The following is a 19056-nucleotide window of genomic DNA, read 5'->3' as shown; positions in this document are numbered from 1 at the left end:
GAAAGGGTGCAAAAGCAAACAATATTCAAAGTATAACGACTGGGTGCATTCCCTTCCATGATCCCACCCCCCTGCCTGGCTGTACAAAACATGAGCAAAATAAATAAGTTGTAAGTAAAACATGATAAATGTTAATAATATTTTGCTATCAAGTTATCAAAAACGAACAACTTCACTTGTCACCGACACGGCTCTGTTTTTAACATCGCTTATGGAAAAAAATGTTCTGTTCAATCAGCGCATTCGCTTGCGCCACCTGCATACTTTTGTCGCCGTTGCACAACAGGGAACGTTGGGGCGCGCGGCTGAAACCCTTAATCTGAGCCAGCCGGCCCTCTCCAAAACACTGAATGAACTGGAGCAACTGACCGGTACCCGGCTCTTTGAACGCGGTCGCCTTGGCGCGCAGTTAACATTGCCCGGCGAGCAGTTTCTTACCCATGCGGTGAGAGTACTGGACGCGCTCAATACTGCCGGACAGGCGTTAAACCAGCGCGAAGAGTCGCAGACGGACGTCGTACGGATTGGGGCCTTACCCACCGCTGCGCTGGGTATTCTTCCGGCGGTAATCGGTCCGTTCCATAAGCAGCAAATGGAGACGACGCTGCAAGTTGCCACCATGAGTAATCCCATGATTCTGGCCGGTTTAAAATCGGGAGAAATCGATCTCGGTATCGGTCGGATGGCCGATCCGGAATTAATGGTCGGTCTGAATTACGAGCTGTTGTTTCTTGAGTCGCTCAAACTGGTAGTGCGGCCTAACCACCCGTTGTTGCAGGAAACCATCACGCTGAGTCGGGTGATGGAATGGCCCGTTGTGGTGTCACCAAAAGGAACCGCTCCTCGTCAGCACGCGGAGACGCTGCTGCAAAGCCAGGGTTGCAAAATGCCGCCGGGCTGCATCGAAACGCTGTCAGCATCGCTTTCCCGCCAGCTGACGGTTGACTACGACTATGTATGGTTTGTGCCGTCAGGCGCGGTCCGGGAAGATTTACGTCAGGCGACGTTGGTATCATTGCCGATTCCCACCCACGGGGCGGGTGAACCTATTGGCATTCTTACCCGTGTAGACGTGCAGCTTTCCTCTGCCGCGCAAATCCTCATTGGCGCGATACGCAAAACCATACCGTTTTGATACCCAAAATTAAGGGACCATCTGGTCCCTTATAGCGTGTTAAAACGTTTCCCAGTTATCATCACTGACCGTTGCTGCCTGCAGACTTGAATGGCCCGATATTTTGGTACCAGCAGCGCGCTTTATTGCGCTTCCCCCATTTAAGCGGAATGTACCGACGGCTTCAGTTAAACGTGCCGCCTGTTCTTCCAGCGATGCCGCTGCGGCCGACGCTTCTTCAACCAGAGAGGCGTTTTGCTGTGTCACCTTATCCATCTCCGAAATCGCCTGGCTCACCTGCACAATGCCACGGCTCTGCTCATCAGAGGCCGCCGCAATTTCCAGCATGATATCGGTCACGCGTTTTACCGCATCGACAATATCCGTCATGGTATTACCCGCCGCGACCACTTCATCGGATCCCTGGTCAATGAGTCGTACCGATTCGCTAATCAACCCCTCAATCTCTTTTGCCGCCTGCGCGCTTCGGCTCGCCAGCGTGCGTACCTCACTGGCGACCACGGCAAACCCGCGTCCCTGCTCTCCCGCCCGCGCCGCTTCTACCGCCGCGTTCAACGCCAGGATATTCGTCTGGAAAGCAATACTGTTTATAACGGCTGTGATTTCAGAGATTTTCTTCGAACTACCTGAGATATTGCCCATGGTTTTCACCACGCCAGAAACCATCTGACCGCCACGACTGGCCTTGCCGGAAGCGTCTTCCGCCAGCTTGCTCGCATGGTGCGCGTTGTCAGCGTTTTGCTTCACCGTAGCCGTTAACTCTTCCATACTGGCCGCCGTTTCTTCAATCGCCGCGGCCTGTTGCTCTGTACGTGAGGACAAATCGGTATTCCCTGCAGAAATCTCACTGGTACCGCGATAAATTTCCTCTGCCCCCTGGCGCACCGTGCCCACGGTTTTCACCAGCGAATGCTGCATAGTTTGCAGATGACGACTCAGGCGACCAATTTCACTGCGCCCGGTCGGTTCCTCTGGCATGGTCAGGTCGCCTGCCGAAATTTGCTCGATGCGCAGGGCTGCACGTAACAGAGGATGGATAACGGTGCGGCGCAGAACGATAAACGTCATCACGGTGAGCACCAACGCGAGGGCAAATGCGCCGAGCATAAACGCCATACCAAGTTGCGTACGTTGGTGCGCCTGCTCGCTGAGGTTATTCGCCCTGGCAGTACGAATCTCAATGGCTTTCAGCAGCACCTTGTTGTAAGCGGAATCCAGCGGTCTGGCCTGTTCATTTTCATGGTTGATAATCGCTTCAAACATGCCGTTTTTTGCGTATTTCAGCATCGGCTGTAAACCGTCGGTATAGGCTTTGAAGCTGGCGCTTAATTCGGCGTCTAATGCTTCATCAGCAGACGTTTTCACCGTACGCGCCATATAAGCATTGAAGCCGTCCTGCGATTGCTTAATCCGTTTTTCTGCCTCGGCGATATTGGCCTTCATGTCATCCATTTCGGCAATACGGCTCGCCGCGCCGGCATGGATCATGTTGATACGTGCGGTGCGTAAGTGGTTAGAGCTGTTAGATAACCCCATCCTGACCTGAATCTCATCGGTCACGTCGCGCTGATCGCGATCGGCCTGCATAAGAAAATAGCTTGCCAGCCCTGAACTTAAGGCGAACAACAGAAGGATGCCACCGAGAATGGAGGAAAACAGCGGAACCAGTCGGATTTGATGCAGAAATCCCAGTTTATGCTGGGCCTGCATCGATGTTGTGTTGTCCATGACCGTCGACTCTCTTGTAGGGTTTATGCGTGAAAACACGCCCGTTAGATAGTCATCGGCAATCCGTGAGGTTTACTTACCGTAAAAAGCGCCGGATTCGTCACACTTTCACAACATAATTCTAAAAAATTCAGGAAAGTGCCAGCGGATAAATCCGCTGGCCAATGAATCAGTTATCGCCAAAGTGGATAACGGTACGGATGGACTTACCCTGATGCATTAAATCGAATGCTTCGTTAATCTGCTCCAGCGGTAAGCGATGGGTGATAAACGGATCCAACTGGATTTTTCCGCTCATCGCTTCTTCGACCATTCCCGGGAGTTGAGTGCGCCCTTTCACGCCGCCAAACGCCGAACCGCGCCAGACTCGCCCGGTAACCAGTTGGAACGGACGCGTTTTGATTTCTTGTCCAGCGCCTGCCACGCCGATGATGATGCTCTCGCCCCACCCTTTATGGCAGCATTCCAGCGCCGCACGCATTACGTTAACGTTGCCGATACATTCAAAGCTGAAGTCCACACCGCCATCAGTAAGCTCAACAATCACATCCTGAATCGGTTTATCGTAATCATTCGGGTTGATGAAATCCGTCGCGCCCATTTCACCCGCCAGTTTGAATTTCTCCGGGTTGGTATCAACGGCCAGAATACGTCCGGCTTTCGCCTGCACCGCGCCCTGAATCACCGCCAGGCCGATGCCGCCAAGACCAAATACGGCCACGGTATCGCCTTCTTTCACTTTCGCGGTGTTATGTACTGCCCCGATCCCGGTAGTGACGCCACAGCCCAGCAGGCACACTTTGTCCAGCGGAGCCTGCGGGTTAACCTTCGCCAGTGAGATCTCCGCGCAAACGGTATATTCACTGAAGGTACTGGTGCCCATATAGTGATAAATCGGCTCGCCGTTATATGAGAAGCGAGTCGTGCCATCCGGCATCAACCCCTTGCCCTGGGTGGCGCGTACGGCCTGACACAGGTTGGTTTTCCCCGATTTACAGAACTTACACTCACCGCATTCTGCCGTGTACAGGGGGATGACATGGTCGCCCGCTTTCAGGCTGGTGACGCCTTCACCCACTTCAACCACAATACCGCCGCCTTCATGGCCAAGCACCGCCGGGAACACCCCTTCCGGATCGTCGCCTGAGAGCGTAAAAGCGTCAGTATGACACACGCCAGTGTGGGTAATTTTAACCAGAACTTCACCTTTCTTTGGCGGTGCGACGTCGATTTCGACAATTTTTAGCGGTTGGCCGGGGCCAAATGCAACTGCTGCACGTGATTTCATTGGTCTCTTCCCATTATTGCGAGGTGATGGTGTTATTTTAGATAAGCGCGAAGAAGATGGCCGATTTCAGCCATACGCACGGCTCGCTGGTCTGGCGTTGTCTCGCCGCTGACCAGTTCGTCTTTCAGGTGGATCTCCACCATTTCGCCCATCAGGCCATTGGATGCGCCGCGTACAGCGGCAATTTGTTGCAGGATCGCAAGGCACGGTTCGCCGGACTCCAGCGCCCGCTCAAGCGCGTCAACCTGACCGCGAATACGGCGAACACGGGTGAGGATACGTTTTTTATCTTCAGGTGAATGTGGCATACGCCCTCCAGATACTATAGGGGGGTATACTATCAGAATTTTTACATATTTGTAAAATTGAAGGGGTATTTATTCTCCGTCACTTAATCCATACAGATTTGCTGATGGTGTATTAGTGACGCTGGCGTATTTGGCGGAACGTAAGAAACGTTACGGCTAGCGCACCAACAAGTAGTAGAGCGCTGAGTCCAAAAGAACTTTGCCATCCCAGACGGTCGAACATTAGCCCCCCAGCCGTTGAACCAAGCGCAATCGAAAGCTGGATGACGGCGACCATCAGACCACCGCCCGCCTCAGCATCCTCGGGCAGCGTCCGCGCCAGCCATGTCCACCACCCCGTTGGCGCAGCAGTAGCGAGCATTCCCCACAGGCTTAATAGCCCAGTAACAGCCCAGGCACAGTGCCCGACCAGGAGTAACATTCCGGCAATGATAGCCATCAGTAGTGGTATAGCCATGAGTGTTTGATAAAATCTGGCGTTCAGGAATGTCGTCACTATAAGCGTACCAGCCAACCCCGCGATGCCAATTGCGAGCAAAATCAAAGATAGACCAGAAGCATTCACCCTGGTCACCGTCTCCAGAAACGGACGGACGTAGGTAAATAATGCAAACTGCCCCATAAAGAAGAGTCCGCAGGCCAGCAGACCGGTTGATACAATGGAGACACGAAACAGACGAAGTACCGACCCACGCGTCTTGTGCACTGTATCCTTTTTCATTTCGGGCAAACTGATGCTTTGCCAGATGAACGCCGTTATCGCAAGAGGCACGAGGCATAAAAAGGCCCCACGCCAGCCGACGGTTGCCCCCAGGTAACTGCCCAGCGGGGCTGCCACGACGGTTGCCAGCGCATTCCCGCCATTAAAAATAGCCAGCGCCCGGGGAACCTGGTGCTGCGGTACCAACCGTATTGCCGTTGCTGCCGACAATGACCAAAAGCCGCCAATGACAATACCAATTGTGGCTCTTCCCAACATATAAAGCGGATAACTGGGAGCTAATCCGATCATTATTGCCGACACAGCCATTAAAACGGTCAACCCCAGCAGAAGATATTTACGATTCAGATCCCCGGCAACATGTGAAATGGTCAGGCTGGTTAGTACTGCCAGCACGCCGGAAATCGCTATTCCCTGACCAGCCAGTCCCTCTGAAACGTGCAAATCTCTGGCAATCGGCGTCAATAAACTGACCGGCATAAATTCTGAGGCAATAAGAATAAAGACGCAGAGCGTCATGGCAAATACGCCGCCCCAGTGTGCGTGCGTTTTATTACACAAGGTATTATGGCTCAGTGTGGACATTATTATTTTCTCTGTATATTGCCGGGGCAAAACAAGGGCAAAGCCACCTGCCAAACAGGTAGCTTTGTTAAGTTTTCCGGCCAGGAATTTATCTTAAGGAGGTTTTGAAAAACTGCTCAAATTTGCTGAATGGTATTTTACCGGCCACATTGTCATATAAATCAACATGGTTAGCCCCCGGAACGACCACCAGCTCTTTATCTTTACTACCAACGGCCTTAAAGGCGTCTTCGGCAAAATAACGTGAGTGCGCTTTTTCACCCGTTACGATCAGCACAGGAACAGTAATTTCATTGGCGTAGCTTAGCAGCGGCATATTCATAAACGACAGGGGCATTGTTGCGTTCCATGCGCCTGTTGAATTGACAGAACGCGCATGGAAACCACGTGGCATCCGGTAATAATCGTAAAACTCTTTCAGTACCGGATGCGGATTTGCAGGTAAGGTTTCCGGCAGAATACGATCCCCTGCACTGACATTACCTTTTTCGTCAACATTAATGTCATGTCCACCCGGGGCAAATGTGCCCTTTTCCGCATCTTTCCAGCGCTGCGCATTCAGATACTGCAATACCGCGTGGCGGTCTGCGGAGGTATACCGGTCTTTGCCATCACCGACGCCATGGCCCATTGCGCGACTCATGTCATACATTACGCTAGTCGCAACGGCCTTAACACGTGTATCCATTGCTGCGTCATTTAACGCCATCCCGCCCCAACCGCAGATACCAAGTAAGCCGATGCGATTGCGATCCACTTCTTTTTGTAGGCCAAGGAAATCAACCGCCGCGCTGAAATCCTCGGTGTTGATATCAGGAGAGGCAACATTACGTGGAATACCGCCGCTTTCGCCGGTATATGAAGGATCGAAGGCCAGCGTCACAAAACCCTGTTCAGCCAGCGTCTGCGCGTACAGTCCACTGGACTGCTCTTTTACTGCGCCAAAAGGACCGCTAACCGCAATTGCCGCCAGTTTGCGTTCGCCTCGATCTTTTGGAATATAGAGATCTCCAACTAACGTGATCCCATAGCGGTTCTGAAAAGTTACCTTGCGATGATTGACTTTCGTACTCTCGGCGAAGGTTTTATCCCATTTTTCGACCATCGAAACGGGCGCGTTTGGGTTGGTTGTATCAGCATAACTCATCGTTGTGACTCCATTTAATGATGCGCATAGCAGCATGGCAGGTAGGGTGGTCGACAGTTTTCTGGTGAAAGCTTTCATCACTTGTTCCCCTAAAAATAGGTTGTGGGTACAGGTCTTATACGGACAACATTGCTGTGCCTGGTTGCAATGCGCTCATTATAGGTAGCAGTATTCGTTCTGATTAGAGGGTGTAAAATGCTAGAATTAATATCATATTGTTATAAATGGCGGCATATCAGGCGAGGACTGAAGAATGGCAAAACGGGAAAACTATAACGATCTCTACCTGTTTATGCAGGTAGTGCGGGAAGGCAGTTTTACCGCGGCCGCACAACGACTTGGGTTGGCGCAATCAGGCATCAGCCGTTCAGTGCGTGAGCTGGAGCAGCGTCTGGGGGTTCAGTTGCTGGCCCGTACTACGCGTAAATTGTCGTTGACGCATGCCGGCGAACAGCTCTACCGGACTGTAGAATCGGGGTTCGATGCTTTGAATTCAGGACTTTCCACTCTGGCGTACTATCGTAATACTCCCTCAGGTACGGTACGTATCAATGCCAGCCAGCACGCCATTGATAAAGTACTCCTGCCGAAGCTGGCGGTATTTAAACAACGCTACCCCGATATCCGACTTGAACTTATTAGCGAAAGTCGGTTCGTCGATATTATTGCTGAACGATTTGATGCGGGCGTCCGCCTGGGTTCAGAAGTAGGTAGTGGCATGGTCGCGGTGCGCATTTCACCCGATATGGAGATGGCGGTAGTTGGCACGCCGGAGCATTTTCGTCGCTACGGCTTTCCCCAAACACCAGCAGATTTAGTGATCCACCCCTGCATCGCATATCAGTTTGGTGATGGAAGCCTGTATGCCTGGGAGCTCAACGATGGTGGTAAAAGAATCACCCACCGGCCGCAGGGACAGTGGGCCTTTGCTGACAGTTACATGGAAGCAAAAGCAGCCAGACTGGGCCTGGGGCTGGGTTATGTCCCCGAAGAGTTGATTGCCGATGATTTAGAACGAGGCACGCTTATCCGGGTTCTGCAACGTTACAGTCAGCGTCTGGATGGTTCATTTCTGTATTACCCGCACCGTAACGTGTCACCTGCCTTGCGAGCCGTCATCGATACATTAAAAATTTGAATCAGCAGGTATTAAGACTCACCTGACGCGCAGTAAATCAGTAAAACGCGTCGTATAGCGAGGTGAGAGCATCTCTCGTTTCATTTGCCACGGCTGTTCAATCCCCTGCCCGGCAAACCAGATTGTCCCGCGCCCCTTTTTATTCAACCGATCAATCACCATCATTAATTCCGCGCTGTGGCTCCGGGGTGCGTTGCCATCAAACAGATTCAGTTGCGCCACGCCAGAACTGAAAAAATCGCCCAACATCACACCCGCTTTTTGATAATGTTGCCCCTCTCGCCAGATAGCGTCCAGACTGCGCGTTGCCGCACTCATGATTTCCCGGGTGTCCTGGGTCGGGATCAGCAGCTTTACCGACGCGCTGTTAGCGTAATACGGTTCCTTCAGGGCAAATGGACTGGTTTTGATAAATACAGAGATAAACCGACAGAACTGATGCTCCCCGCGCAGCTTTTCCGCCGCACGTGAGGCATAGGTGCAAATCGCTTCACGCATCGCGTTGTAATCCGTGAGTTTTTCACCAAACGATCGTGAACAGACGATTTCCTGTTTAACCGGCGAAAACTCTTCCAGCGCCAGGCACGACTCACCGCGCAATTCCCGTACGGTTCGTTCAAGAACGACGTTGAAGTGTTTGCGAATAAAGCGAATGTCGGTATCAGCCAGGTCACGGACGGTTTTAATCCCCATCGCGTCCAGTTTTTTACTGATACGGCGGCCCACGCCCCACACTTCACCGACAGGGAGTGCGGCCATCAGCTTACGTTGGTGGTCAATATTTGATAAATCCACCACTCCGCGAGTCTGTTGCGGCCATCTTTTGGCGGCGTAATTCGCGAGCTTTGCCAGCGTTTTGGTCTGGGCGATGCCAACGCCAACCTGAAGGCGTGTTTTCTGTAGAATTGTGGCCCTGATTTCGAGACCAAAATCCGTCAGATCCCTACAGTTTCTTACTCCCGTCAAATCGCAGAATGCTTCATCAATACTGTACCTTTCCACATGTGGAGAGAGGTCTTCCAGGATAGACATGACCCGACTGCTCATATCCGCATACAGTTCATAGTTGGAACTAAAACACACCACGCCGTAGCGCCGAAACAGATCTTTCTGTTTGAAGTACGGAGCGCCCATTGTGACGCCAAGCGCCCGAGCCTTCGCGCTACAGGCGATAACACAACCGTCGTTATTGGAAAGAACGACAACCGGTTTGTCTTTCAGATCGGGCCGGAATGCCATCTCACAACTGGCGTAAAACGAATTAACATCCACCAGGGCAAACATAATCAGCCAGCCGCCTTAACGATAAAGGTCACCACGCCAAAGATATCCAGCGAGTCCTCGCTGCCGATGATAATGGGCGCGTAGGTTCTGTTCTCTGGCTTGAGCATCACAATTGGATGCAATTGCAGACGTTTAACGGTGAACTCTCCCCCAATGGCGGCAATCACGATGTCTCCATGAGCCGGGTTTCTGGCGCTGTCGACAATCAGCAAATCACCCTCACCGATCCCCGCCCCGACCATAGAATCACCCGATGATTTTACAAAATAGGTTGCACTGGGATGCTGTACCAGCAGGTCATTGAGATCGATACCTTTCTCAACGTAATCCTGCGCCGGAGAAGGAAAACCACAGGGCACAAGGTCGCTGAACAGGGGAAAATTTTTCGTTTGTCGACGTTTTGCAGGCTGGAAAAACAACATAATAATCTGCCTCTCACTTAACTGTATTTATATACAGTAGTTTTAATGAGGACGGCGATCAAGTGACGAGAGTAGCGAACTGGGTATTGTTTAATCATCTCGTCGGTAAGCTTTTATCGTGTCTGGAAAAATAATTTTTTGTTTTATTCCGCAGAGGAAGATGTTCATTTAACCGGAGCGATAAGGACGGTATTGGCGTAGGTAATAAACATGCTATTTCAGGGAAAGGGTTCCGTTCACCTCAGCCGTATCTCTTCTCTGTACACTGAACGCCAGTGAACGTGTTAAGGGTACTATCGCCGTACCCTTAACAATCCCGGCTCCCGGCGGGAAAATTGCCGCTCCGCGGTCCCCTCCGTTTATTCCTCCAGGCGACCGGGCCGGGCGCGAGGTAGCGTCCCTGCAAAGCGCGCCCTGAGCCAGCATCCATGCTGGCTCTCCCGGCCTTACGGAAACACGTCGGCAATTTTCAGCCGGACCAGCCACACCTGACCTCCTGTGTTTTTATTTGAATATGTTGAACAGCAAAAAAGATTTTACTGAAAGTCAGAGCGTTGAAGCGATGACCCCGGTCCGGCTGAAAATCGATGAGGCGTTGACGGCTGACCGGGTCTGTCCGCAGGGATGCGGACAGAGGGGACGGCCTGCAGGGACGCAGGCTCGGCCCCGACCCGACAGGCAGACGGCATAAGACGAATAGCTCGCGCAGCGACGATTTTCCCGCCGGGAGCCTGGGATGCAAGGGAGGCGGCGGTGAGCCTCCCTTGCACGTTCACGGGTATCTGTGCTTTAGAAAAGTGATACGGCTGAGGTGAACGGAACGCTGATCAAGAATCACATGTTCAACCTGAACGACATTGCGCGCTTGCGGGGCTTTACGTCAGGAACGCTTACGCGGCATCATGCGCAGCAGCGTATTATCCTTCCAGAAGTAGTGATGCATCAGGGCGGCTGCAGCATGCAAACCAATAACAAAATAGCCCAGGTTTGCCAGCGTCACGTGCCAGGACTTCAGCATCTCCACAAGATCAACGTTGGCTTTTGCCGCATATGGCATGACAAGGCCAAATGCCATCCACGGATTGCCCCGGTTGTACATCATCACCAGACCAATAATCGGCAACGCAATAAACAACAGATAGATGACCAGATGCCCCAGATGCGCCATTCCGGTCATCATCGGTTTCGGTTTTGGCACAATCGGCGGCGCCGGATATTTCAGCCTGACCAGCAGACGCGCCACCATCAGCGTTAAAATCGTGATGCCACAGGATACGTGCACCATGTTGAACAAGGGACGATAGCTACGCGGGAAAAATCCGCGAAACTCCATGGCGCTGTAGGCCACAATGACCAACAAAAAAACCAGCCAGTGAATACCAATTTGCAGGCCAGAATACTTATTCCCCATAACACTTCCTGAATAAAAACAATAATGCGTCAACATAACGGGCTTTTGTTAAAAATTCATTAATTTTTGTTCATCCATTATCAGTCAGTTACGTTTAAGCGCAAAAACAGCTATTGCCCCGGATGCCTGACTGGACTATGCCTGGTAGGGAAAATATGTCGTACCGCCTCATCCTGACAGGAGAAAACCATGAGTAAAATTGGCATTAACGGCTTTGGTCGTATCGGTCGTCTGGTATTGCGTCGACTACTGGAGGTCAAAAGCAGCGTGGAGGTCGTCGCCATTAATGACCTGACCTCGCCCAAAATTCTCGCCTATCTGTTAAAACACGACTCAAATTACGGTCCATTTCCCTGGAGTATCGACTTTACCGAAGACGCGCTGATTGTCGACGGTAAAAGAATCGCTGTTTATGCAGAAAAAGAGGCCAAAAATATTCCGTGGAAAGCCACTGGCGCAGAGATCATCATCGAATGCACCGGTTTTTACACCTCAACAGAAAAAGCCAACGCGCACCTGGACGCAGGCGCCAAAAAAGTCCTGATATCCGCCCCTGCCGGGGATATGAAAACCATTGTTTTTAACGTGAACGACGACACGCTGGATGCGAACGATCGAATTATCTCTGTCGCATCGTGCACCACTAACTGCCTGGCGCCGATGGCGAAAGCCCTGCATGACAACTTCGGTATTCAACTGGGCACCATGACAACCATCCATGCCTACACGGGGACACAATCGCTGGTAGATGGCCCTCGCGGAAAAGATCTGCGCGCCTCGCGGGCGGCGGCGGAGAACATCATTCCCCATACCACCGGTGCGGCGAAAGCGATTGGCCTGGTGATTCCGGCATTGAGCGGAAAATTAAAAGGCCACGCCCAGCGCGTACCGGTGAAAACCGGATCCGTCACGGAACTGGTGTCGGTATTGGGTAAAAAGGTCACCGCTGAAGAGGTTAATAACGCGCTGAAAAAAGCCACGCTGAATAATGAGTCATTTGGCTATACCGACGAGGAGATTGTCTCGTCAGATGTGATTGGCTCACATTTCGGTTCGGTATTTGATGCGACACAAACTGAGATTACCGAAGTGGGCGATCTGCAACTGGTAAAAACCGTCGCCTGGTACGATAACGAGTACGGTTTTGTGACCCAACTTATTCGCACGCTGGATAAATTTATCAAGCTCTGACGTTGTGGCGGAGGTCGAATGAACGTGATAGCCGACAAAGTGTAAAAATTACGCCGGGTGACGTACAAACTCACCCGGCTAAAAGCTTAGGACTGCAGATAAACTACCTGCGTTTGCAGATATTCATTCAGGCCGTGTTTACCGTCTGCCCCACCAATCCCGGACTTGCGCCACCCCGCGTGGAAACCCTGCATTGCCTCGAAGTTTTCACGATTAATATAGGTTTCGCCAAACTTCAGCCCCTTAATCGCCTTCATCGCGGTGTTCAAATTTTGCGTGTAAATTGATGAAGTCAGCCCGTAGTCGCTGTCGTTGGCCATCGTCAGCGCCTCTTCCAGCGTATTAAACGTCACCACCGGCAGCACCGGACCAAAGGTCTCCTCGTGCATAATCGCCATCTCCTGACGCACATCCAACAGTAATGTCGGCGGATAGTAATAGCCTTTGCCTTCTACCGCCTTACCGCCCAGCACTACTCTGGCCCCCTCCTGCACCGCTCGCGCAACTTTCTGCTCCACTCGTTCCAGCGCAGCGGCGTTAATCAACGGTCCCATCGCAATGTCATTGCGCTCAGCCGGATTGCCGAACTGTACGGCTTTCATCGCTTCACCCAGACGATTAACGAACTGGTCATAAATACCTTTCTGGACGTACACGCGTTCGGCGCAGTTGCATACCTGCCCGGTATTGATCACCCGTGAGTCAACAATTGCCTTCACGGCCAGCTCAAGGTCAGCATCATCCATCACGATAGCTGGGGCTTTGCCCCCCAGTTCCAGGCAGACTTTAGTGATGTTTTTGGCCGCTGCAGCCATAATTTTCTCGCCCGCTCCGACGCTACCGGTCATGCTGACCATTGCGACTTTCGGGTTTCCGGCCAGTTCCTGGCCGACCGTTTCACCGCGTCCCAGGACCAGATTAAATACTCCGCGAGGCAAGCCAATATCATCAACAATTTTGGCAAAGGCGATGGCGTTGTTGGGCGTAAACTCACTCGGTTTAATGACAATGGTATTGCCCGTCAGCAGCGCGGGGGCCAGTTTGCGAGCAATCAGGAAGAACGGAAAATTCCACGGCAGAATGCCCGTTGTCACGCCCAGAGCGCGCTTAAACAGCAGGATATTCTCGCCCGGGCGATCGCTTTGCAGGATCTCGCCTTCATAACGGCGTGCCCACTCGGCCATGTAATCGATATAATCGGCGGTAAATGCGACTTCAACGTCGGCCAGTTGCTGTATTTTCCCGCCTTCAGCCACTATCAATGCGCTGATTTCGCTGGCGCGTTGACGGATACCCGCAGATATTTTGCGTAGCCAGTTCGCCCGTTCAATGGCAGGCAGCGCTTCCCATTCAGGCTGAGCGCGCTCGGCGGCGTCTATCGCTTTACGCGCATCTTCGGCACGTCCATCCGGAATACGTGAGATAACCTCTTCCGTGGCCGGATTGACGACATCAATCCAGGCGTCATCGTGCCAGGTCACAAACTGCCCATCGATATACATAGGATGTTGTACGGGTACTGACATGCGCTTCTCCTGTGATTGATTTGTTTTTAACAAGTAAAACTATTGTTAATTAATATCAATCATGCCTGACGAATTATCACTACAGTGACTGTTCTGTGAGCGGCTTCATAAAAGCGTCTGGCAACGCGCTGATGAAAGGAAAAAACGGGCGGGATTTATGCCCGTTTGCAACAAAACGCTTACAAACGGGCAGCGGGGATCACAGAGAGCGGCTCTCCAGTAAGTCTGACAGCGCGGTATCGCTTTTCAATTGCTGCCAGGCGGCCTCAACGTTACCGGGAATATCCACGTGCACGATAAAATCGCGGCCACAGGGACCATAGCCATTAACATCGTCCCGCAGACGCGGCAACTCTCCGGTAATGAGCGAAAGATAGCGATCCACTGACCATAGCCCTTCGGCCGTCGGCGCAAAGTCCACGCCGTCGCCCTGTTGGACCAGCTCAGGAACGAATCCCGGGAAACTCAACCAGCGCGGCGCATGCGGCTCATCGCGGGTTACGCGCTGAAACGTGGCCATCGTGCGGCGTTGCATGGTCGGATCCTGCACCACAATGACGGTATGCATGCTTGCTGTCGCCTGGCTCAGTAACACACAGCTAAATCGGGCATTCTCACCGCAGTTTGTTGACTGGTCTTCCACCCAAATCTTCTCCCCCGGAATGTGCCAGAACTGGTGAGCGATATCGGCAAGGATCGCCGCTTCCGCACGTCCGGTGGTTCGAATGATATTGTAGCGAGGATGTCGGGCAATCGCGTCATACAGAAAGCGCGTGGAATGGCCGATGCCCCCACTAATCAATAAGGGAACCTGTTGGTCTTTCGCGATCCGGCAGGCGGCATCGATGGTCGGGATCACCGCGTTCCCCGCCAGAATTACGCAATCTGACTGAACCGTGATGTCCCCCGTAAAATCGCTCTGCGCCAGCCATTGCCCTACAGTATTGATCGCCGCCAGCGTGGTCGCGGAGAGCGTCGGAAACTGACTCATATTCATGACTCCTGGTGTTTATTCTTTACCGGGTACAGAGGCCGGATGGCGGTTACGCCTTGTCCGGCCGGTGGTTCAGCGCGGCGTTATCCCGTGATCTGATCCATCGCCTGCAGAATACGTTTATCTGAAATAGGGTACGGCGTACCAAGCTGCTGGGCAAAGTAGCTGACGCGCAGCTCTTCTATCATCCAGCGGATCTCTTTGACGTCGTCATCTTCACGGCGCGCAGGCGGTAGTTTATTGAACCATTGCTGCCAGGCCTGCTGCACACTATCCACTTTCAGCATCTGTGCACGGTCACGGTGCGGATCGATGGCCAGTTTTTCCAGACGCTTTTCAATAGCCTGCAAATAACGCAACGTATCGCCCAGGCGTTTGAAACCATTACCAGTGACAAATCCGCGGTACACCAGCCCGCTCATTTGCGCTTTGATATCTGAAAGCCCTAACGCCATGGTCATATCCACACGCCCTTTCAGACGCTTATTGATATTAAACACCGCGGTGAGGATCTGTTCGACCTGCTTCGCGATATCCACCACCGTATCGTTCAGTTCAGCCCGTACCTTCTCATGCAACGCCGCAAAGCCCTCTTCCGTCCACACGGGACCACCATGGGCGTCGATCAACCGATCCACACCGCAGGAGATACAGTCGTCAATCAACTCCAGCACTTTGCCATACGGGTTAAAATACAGCCCCAGCTTGGCTTTGTTGGGCAACTTCTCGTGTAAGTATTTAATCGGCGAAGGAATATTTAACAGCAACAGGCGGCGTAAACCGCACCACATAGCCTGTTGCTGCTCCAGCGGATTATCAAACAATTTGATGGCGACGCTGTCACGCTCATCGACCAGCGCTGGCCACGCTTTTACCTTATAGTTACCGCGTTTTTGCTCGTAACTTTCCGGAAGCTGTCCGAAGCTCCAGATATGCAATCCGTTCTGTTCGATACCGTCATCCGCCACCGCGGACAGCGTTTCCTGAACCTTACCCTTCAAGGCATCTTTCAGATCCTGTAGCGAACGCCCTTCCTGTAGCTTCTTGTTCTTGTCATCCACCACCCGGAAGGTGATTTTTAGGTGATCGGGTACCTGATCCCAATGCCAGTCATCGCGGTCAACGGTAACGCCGGTCATCCGTCGCAGTTCACGTTCCAGCGCGTCCAGCAGCGGCAGTTCCAGCGGCGTCACGCGGCCTAAAAATGCCTCAGCATAGTTCGGAGCAGGAACAAAGTTACGTCGTACCGGTTTCGGCAACGACTTAATCAGGGCGATCACCAGCTCGCGGCGCAGGCCAGGAATCTGCCATTCAAAACCGTTCTCTTCGATCTGATTAAGCAGAGGGAGCGGAATATGCACGGTCACACCGTCCGCATCGGCTCCCGGTTCGAACTGGTAGCTCAAACGCAGTTTGAGATTGCCCTGATGCCAGAAGTTCGGATAATCCAGCTTACTGATTTTTTCCGCGCCCTCTTTGATAAGCATGCTCTTTTCAAAGTTGAGCAGGTCCGGGGTCTCGCGGGAAACTTTCTTCCACCAGCTATCAAAGTGGCGAGCAGAAATCACATCATGGCTAATACGCTGGTCGTAAAACTCAAACAGCGTTTCATCATCAACCAGGATGTCGCGACGGCGCGATTTATGTTCTAACTCTTCCACCTCCGCCCGCAGCTTCAGGTTGTCACGGAAGAAAGCATGGCGCGTTTGCCAGTCGCCCTCCACCAGCGCATGACGAATGAACAGTTCACGTGACAGCGCCGGATCGATCTGGCTGTAGTTCACCTTACGGGCAGCAACAATCGGTAAGCCGTAGACGGTGATCTTTTCTGTCGCCATGACCGCGCCCTGCGCGCGTTCCCAGTGCGGTTCGCTGTATGAACGTTTGATCAGATGCTGCGCAACGGGTTCCACCCACTCGGGATCGATACGCGCGGCAATACGTCCCCACAGGCGGCTGGTTTCCACCAGCTCCGCCACCATCGTCCACTTCGGCGGTTTTTTGAATAAACCGGAACCCGGGAAGATCGAGAAACGGGCGTTACGCGCACCGGTAAATTCCTGCTTATCGGCATCTTTCATCCCAATATGGGACAGTAAACCGGTCAACAATGCGACGTGGATCTCCCGATATTCAGCGGGTTCGCTGTTGACCGGAATGCCCAACTCTTTTACCACCTGGCGCAGTTGTGTGTAGATATCCTGCCATTCACGTACGCGCAGATAATTAAGAAAGTCGACTTTACACTGACGGCGGAACTGGTTTGACGACAACGCTTTTTGCTGCTCGCCGAGGTAATTCCATAAGTTCACAAACGCCAGGAAATCAGACTCCTTGTCATGGAAGCGGCGATGCTTCTCGTCGGAAGCTTGCTGCTTGTCCATTGGACGCTCGCGCGGATCCTGAATGGACAGCGCCGAGGTGATGATCATCGCCTCACGCACACAGCCATGTTTTTGCGCTTCCAGCACCATACGCGCCAGACGCGGATCCACCGGAAGTTGCGACAGCTGGCGGCCCAACGGCGTTAATTTGTAAGCGGTTGCCTGTTCATCGGTGGTTATCGCACCCAGCTCTTCGAGCAGGCGCACCCCGTCCTGAATATTGCGTTTATCCGGCGCTTCAACAAACGGGAACGCCGCGATATCCCCCAGCCCCAGCGCGGTCATCTGCAAAATAACGGACGCCAGGTTGGTACGCAGGATCTCCGGATCGGTAAACTCCGGACGCGACAGGAAGTCGTCCTCAGAATACAGACGAATACAGATCCCTTCCGAAACGCGACCGCAGCGGCCTTTACGCTGGTTGGCAGAGGCCTGCGACACCGGTTCAATCGGCAAACGCTGGACTTTCGTGCGATAGCTGTAGCGACTGATACGCGCGGTGCCAGGATCAATGACATACTTGATACCCGGTACGGTCAGCGAGGTTTCCGCCACGTTGGTGGCCAGCACAATACGACGACCGCTGTGCGACTGGAACACACGGTTCTGCTCGCTATTGGAGAGACGTGCATACAGTGGCAGCACTTCGGTGTGACGCAAATCCAGCTTATTCAGGGCATCAGCGGTATCGCGGATTTCGCGCTCGCCGCTCATGAAGATCAGTATGTCGCCCTGACTTTCACGGCCTAACTCATCTACGGCATCAAAAATTGCCTGCAACTGGTCACGCTCGGTGTCATCTGCGTCTTCAACAATCGGGCGATAGCGAACTTCCACCGGATAGGTGCGACCAGAGACTTCGATAATCGGCGCATTGTTGAAATGCTTAGAAAAGCGTTCCGGGTCAATGGTCGCCGAAGTGATGATAATTTTTAGATCCGGACGACGCGGCAGGAGTTCTTTCAGGTAGCCAAGCAGAAAATCAATATTCAGGCTGCGTTCATGCGCTTCATCGATGATGATGGTGTCGTACTGCATTAGCAGCCGATCCTGCTGGATTTCCGCCAGCAGGATACCGTCCGTCATCAGCTTAACCATGGTGTTGTCACTAACATGATCGCTAAAACGGACCTTATAGCCGATACAGCCGCCCGGCTCGGTTTGCAGCTCTTCCGCAATACGATTCGCCACGGTACGCGCCGCCAGACGACGCGGCTGAGTATGGCCGATCAGCCCTTTCACCCCGCGCCCTAGCTCCATACAGATTTTCGGCAACTGGGTGGTTTTACCTGAACCGGTCTCACCAGCCACAATCACCACCTGATGGTCGCGAATGGCTTCCAGAATATCCTGTTTTTTCTGGCTGACAGGCAGGTTTTCCGGATAGCTGATGACCGGACGCGCCGCTTCACGCAGCACAACTTTACCGGCTGCCTGGTCGATCTCTTTTGCCATCTCCTGGTAAATGGCCTGTTGTGCATCAGGATTTTTAACCTTCTTCACGCCGTGCAAACGGCGGGTAAATCGCTGTCTGTCACGCAGCATCAGCGAGTCCAGCTGTTGCTGCAACATGTTGAAGGTTAATTTTGGTTGTTCTGTCATAGCGTTAAAAGGCAGCGATCTGCCGGGTTAAATCTCTTTTAGATGATAGATATAGAGTACCACATCGGGGCTTTTCATGTGTTGTTCAATAATTTCGAACATAGGATTCGATATATTGCGCTATCACTGCGACAGGATTGTGAATAAAGTGTCAACAAGCAACGGGGCACTACCCCTTCAAACACATAAAAG

At 52.6% G+C, this 19056-nt stretch carries 14 protein-coding genes; 3 read left to right on the top strand and 11 right to left on the bottom strand.

The features are described from left to right. Positions 1 to 211 precede the first annotated feature (211 nt). Positions 212 to 1135, top strand: a complete 924-nt coding sequence (locus OOJ59_RS16150; RefSeq protein ID WP_038640774.1) for a LysR substrate-binding domain-containing protein — start codon at positions 212 to 214, stop codon at positions 1133 to 1135. Positions 1136 to 1174: 39 nt separating this feature from the next. Here the strand turns inward: OOJ59_RS16150 and OOJ59_RS16145 are convergent, their stop codons facing one another. From OOJ59_RS16145 to OOJ59_RS16125, 5 genes are all read right to left on the bottom strand, one after another. Further along, entirely contained in the window at positions 1175 to 2863 is a 1689-nt protein-coding gene (locus OOJ59_RS16145; RefSeq protein WP_159121777.1) for a methyl-accepting chemotaxis protein, read from the bottom strand. Between the two features lie 169 nt (positions 2864 to 3032). Further along, the gene (locus OOJ59_RS16140) at positions 3033 to 4151 is read right to left on the bottom strand and encodes an S-(hydroxymethyl)glutathione dehydrogenase/class III alcohol dehydrogenase (RefSeq protein ID WP_038640779.1); all 1119 of its coding nucleotides are present in this window, start codon (positions 4149 to 4151) and stop codon (positions 3033 to 3035) included. Between the two features lie 32 nt (positions 4152 to 4183). Beyond that, positions 4184 to 4459 (bottom strand): metal/formaldehyde-sensitive transcriptional repressor, encoded by a 276-nt coding sequence (locus OOJ59_RS16135; protein WP_003833178.1) that lies wholly within the window; start codon positions 4457 to 4459, stop codon positions 4184 to 4186. A 112-nt stretch (positions 4460 to 4571) separates the two neighbouring features. Beyond that, entirely contained in the window at positions 4572 to 5765 is a 1194-nt protein-coding gene (locus OOJ59_RS16130) for an MFS transporter (protein WP_160956167.1), read from the bottom strand. Between the two features lie 88 nt (positions 5766 to 5853). Further along, positions 5854 to 6990, bottom strand: a complete 1137-nt coding sequence (locus OOJ59_RS16125) for an alpha/beta hydrolase (protein WP_087856561.1) — start codon at positions 6988 to 6990, stop codon at positions 5854 to 5856. A gap of 175 nt (positions 6991 to 7165) precedes the next feature. Between OOJ59_RS16125 and OOJ59_RS16120 the strand changes: the two genes are divergently transcribed. Then, positions 7166 to 8050, top strand: coding sequence for a LysR family transcriptional regulator (locus OOJ59_RS16120; protein ID WP_085048147.1), 885 nt, complete (start codon positions 7166 to 7168; stop codon positions 8048 to 8050). An 18-nt stretch (positions 8051 to 8068) separates the two neighbouring features. Here OOJ59_RS16120 and OOJ59_RS16115 read toward each other — a convergent pair whose 3' ends face one another. From OOJ59_RS16115 to cybB, 3 genes are all read right to left on the bottom strand, one after another. After that, positions 8069 to 9334, bottom strand: a complete 1266-nt coding sequence (locus tag OOJ59_RS16115) for a Y-family DNA polymerase (RefSeq protein ID WP_069324951.1) — start codon at positions 9332 to 9334, stop codon at positions 8069 to 8071. A gap of 2 nt (positions 9335 to 9336) precedes the next feature. Continuing rightward, entirely contained in the window at positions 9337 to 9756 is a 420-nt protein-coding gene (locus OOJ59_RS16110; RefSeq protein ID WP_087856558.1) for a translesion error-prone DNA polymerase V autoproteolytic subunit, read from the bottom strand. 880 nt (positions 9757 to 10636) lie between these two features. Continuing rightward, positions 10637 to 11167: a cytochrome b561 gene (cybB, locus tag OOJ59_RS16105; RefSeq protein ID WP_160956235.1), complete on the bottom strand. Its 531-nt coding sequence runs from the start codon at positions 11165 to 11167 to the stop codon at positions 10637 to 10639. A gap of 189 nt (positions 11168 to 11356) precedes the next feature. Here cybB and gap point away from each other — a divergent pair, with 189 nt between their 5' ends. Continuing rightward, positions 11357 to 12358: a type I glyceraldehyde-3-phosphate dehydrogenase gene (gene gap, locus OOJ59_RS16100; protein ID WP_160956234.1), complete on the top strand. Its 1002-nt coding sequence runs from the start codon at positions 11357 to 11359 to the stop codon at positions 12356 to 12358. A gap of 86 nt (positions 12359 to 12444) precedes the next feature. Here the strand turns inward: gap and aldA are convergent, their stop codons facing one another. The 3 genes from aldA to hrpA all read right to left on the bottom strand — a co-directional run bounded on the left by aldA (position 12445) and on the right by hrpA (position 18864). Beyond that, the gene (gene aldA / locus OOJ59_RS16095) at positions 12445 to 13884 is read right to left on the bottom strand and encodes an aldehyde dehydrogenase (protein ID WP_160956233.1); all 1440 of its coding nucleotides are present in this window, start codon (positions 13882 to 13884) and stop codon (positions 12445 to 12447) included. A 199-nt stretch (positions 13885 to 14083) separates the two neighbouring features. Further along, a complete protein-coding gene (locus OOJ59_RS16090; RefSeq protein ID WP_193157055.1) occupies positions 14084 to 14881 on the bottom strand; it encodes a YdcF family protein in 798 nt (265 codons plus the stop codon). Between the two features lie 80 nt (positions 14882 to 14961). Further along, positions 14962 to 18864, bottom strand: a complete 3903-nt coding sequence (hrpA, locus tag OOJ59_RS16085; RefSeq protein WP_193157056.1) for an ATP-dependent RNA helicase HrpA — start codon at positions 18862 to 18864, stop codon at positions 14962 to 14964. Positions 18865 to 19056 lie beyond the last annotated feature (192 nt).

This window comes from Citrobacter sp. W9 (assembly GCF_026719375.1).
Lineage (GTDB): Bacteria > Pseudomonadota > Gammaproteobacteria > Enterobacterales > Enterobacteriaceae > Citrobacter > Citrobacter werkmanii.
The sequence above is the reverse complement of the archived record's forward strand: the minus strand, read 5'-3'. Positions and strand labels throughout refer to the sequence as shown.

What these genes read in the sequence shown, in the direction of transcription:
- gap (WP_160956234.1), top strand. Translation starts at nt 11,357, where the DNA reads ATGAGTAAAATTGGCATTAACGGCTTTGGTCGTATCGGTCGTCTGGTA.
- OOJ59_RS16145 (WP_159121777.1), bottom strand. Translation starts at nt 2,863, where the DNA reads ATGGACAACACAACATCGATGCAGGCCCAGCATAAACTGGGATTTCTG.
- OOJ59_RS16120 (WP_085048147.1), top strand. Translation starts at nt 7,166, where the DNA reads ATGGCAAAACGGGAAAACTATAACGATCTCTACCTGTTTATGCAGGTA.
- OOJ59_RS16090 (WP_193157055.1), bottom strand. Translation starts at nt 14,881, where the DNA reads ATGAATATGAGTCAGTTTCCGACGCTCTCCGCGACCACGCTGGCGGCG.
- OOJ59_RS16110 (WP_087856558.1), bottom strand. Translation starts at nt 9,756, where the DNA reads ATGTTGTTTTTCCAGCCTGCAAAACGTCGACAAACGAAAAATTTTCCC.
- hrpA (WP_193157056.1), bottom strand. Translation starts at nt 18,864, where the DNA reads ATGACAGAACAACCAAAATTAACCTTCAACATGTTGCAGCAACAGCTG.
- OOJ59_RS16150 (WP_038640774.1), top strand. Translation starts at nt 212, where the DNA reads ATGGAAAAAAATGTTCTGTTCAATCAGCGCATTCGCTTGCGCCACCTG.
- aldA (WP_160956233.1), bottom strand. Translation starts at nt 13,884, where the DNA reads ATGTCAGTACCCGTACAACATCCTATGTATATCGATGGGCAGTTTGTG.
- OOJ59_RS16135 (WP_003833178.1), bottom strand. Translation starts at nt 4,459, where the DNA reads ATGCCACATTCACCTGAAGATAAAAAACGTATCCTCACCCGTGTTCGC.
- OOJ59_RS16130 (WP_160956167.1), bottom strand. Translation starts at nt 5,765, where the DNA reads ATGTCCACACTGAGCCATAATACCTTGTGTAATAAAACGCACGCACAC.
- OOJ59_RS16140 (WP_038640779.1), bottom strand. Translation starts at nt 4,151, where the DNA reads ATGAAATCACGTGCAGCAGTTGCATTTGGCCCCGGCCAACCGCTAAAA.
- OOJ59_RS16125 (WP_087856561.1), bottom strand. Translation starts at nt 6,990, where the DNA reads ATGAAAGCTTTCACCAGAAAACTGTCGACCACCCTACCTGCCATGCTG.
- cybB (WP_160956235.1), bottom strand. Translation starts at nt 11,167, where the DNA reads ATGGGGAATAAGTATTCTGGCCTGCAAATTGGTATTCACTGGCTGGTT.
- OOJ59_RS16115 (WP_069324951.1), bottom strand. Translation starts at nt 9,334, where the DNA reads ATGTTTGCCCTGGTGGATGTTAATTCGTTTTACGCCAGTTGTGAGATG.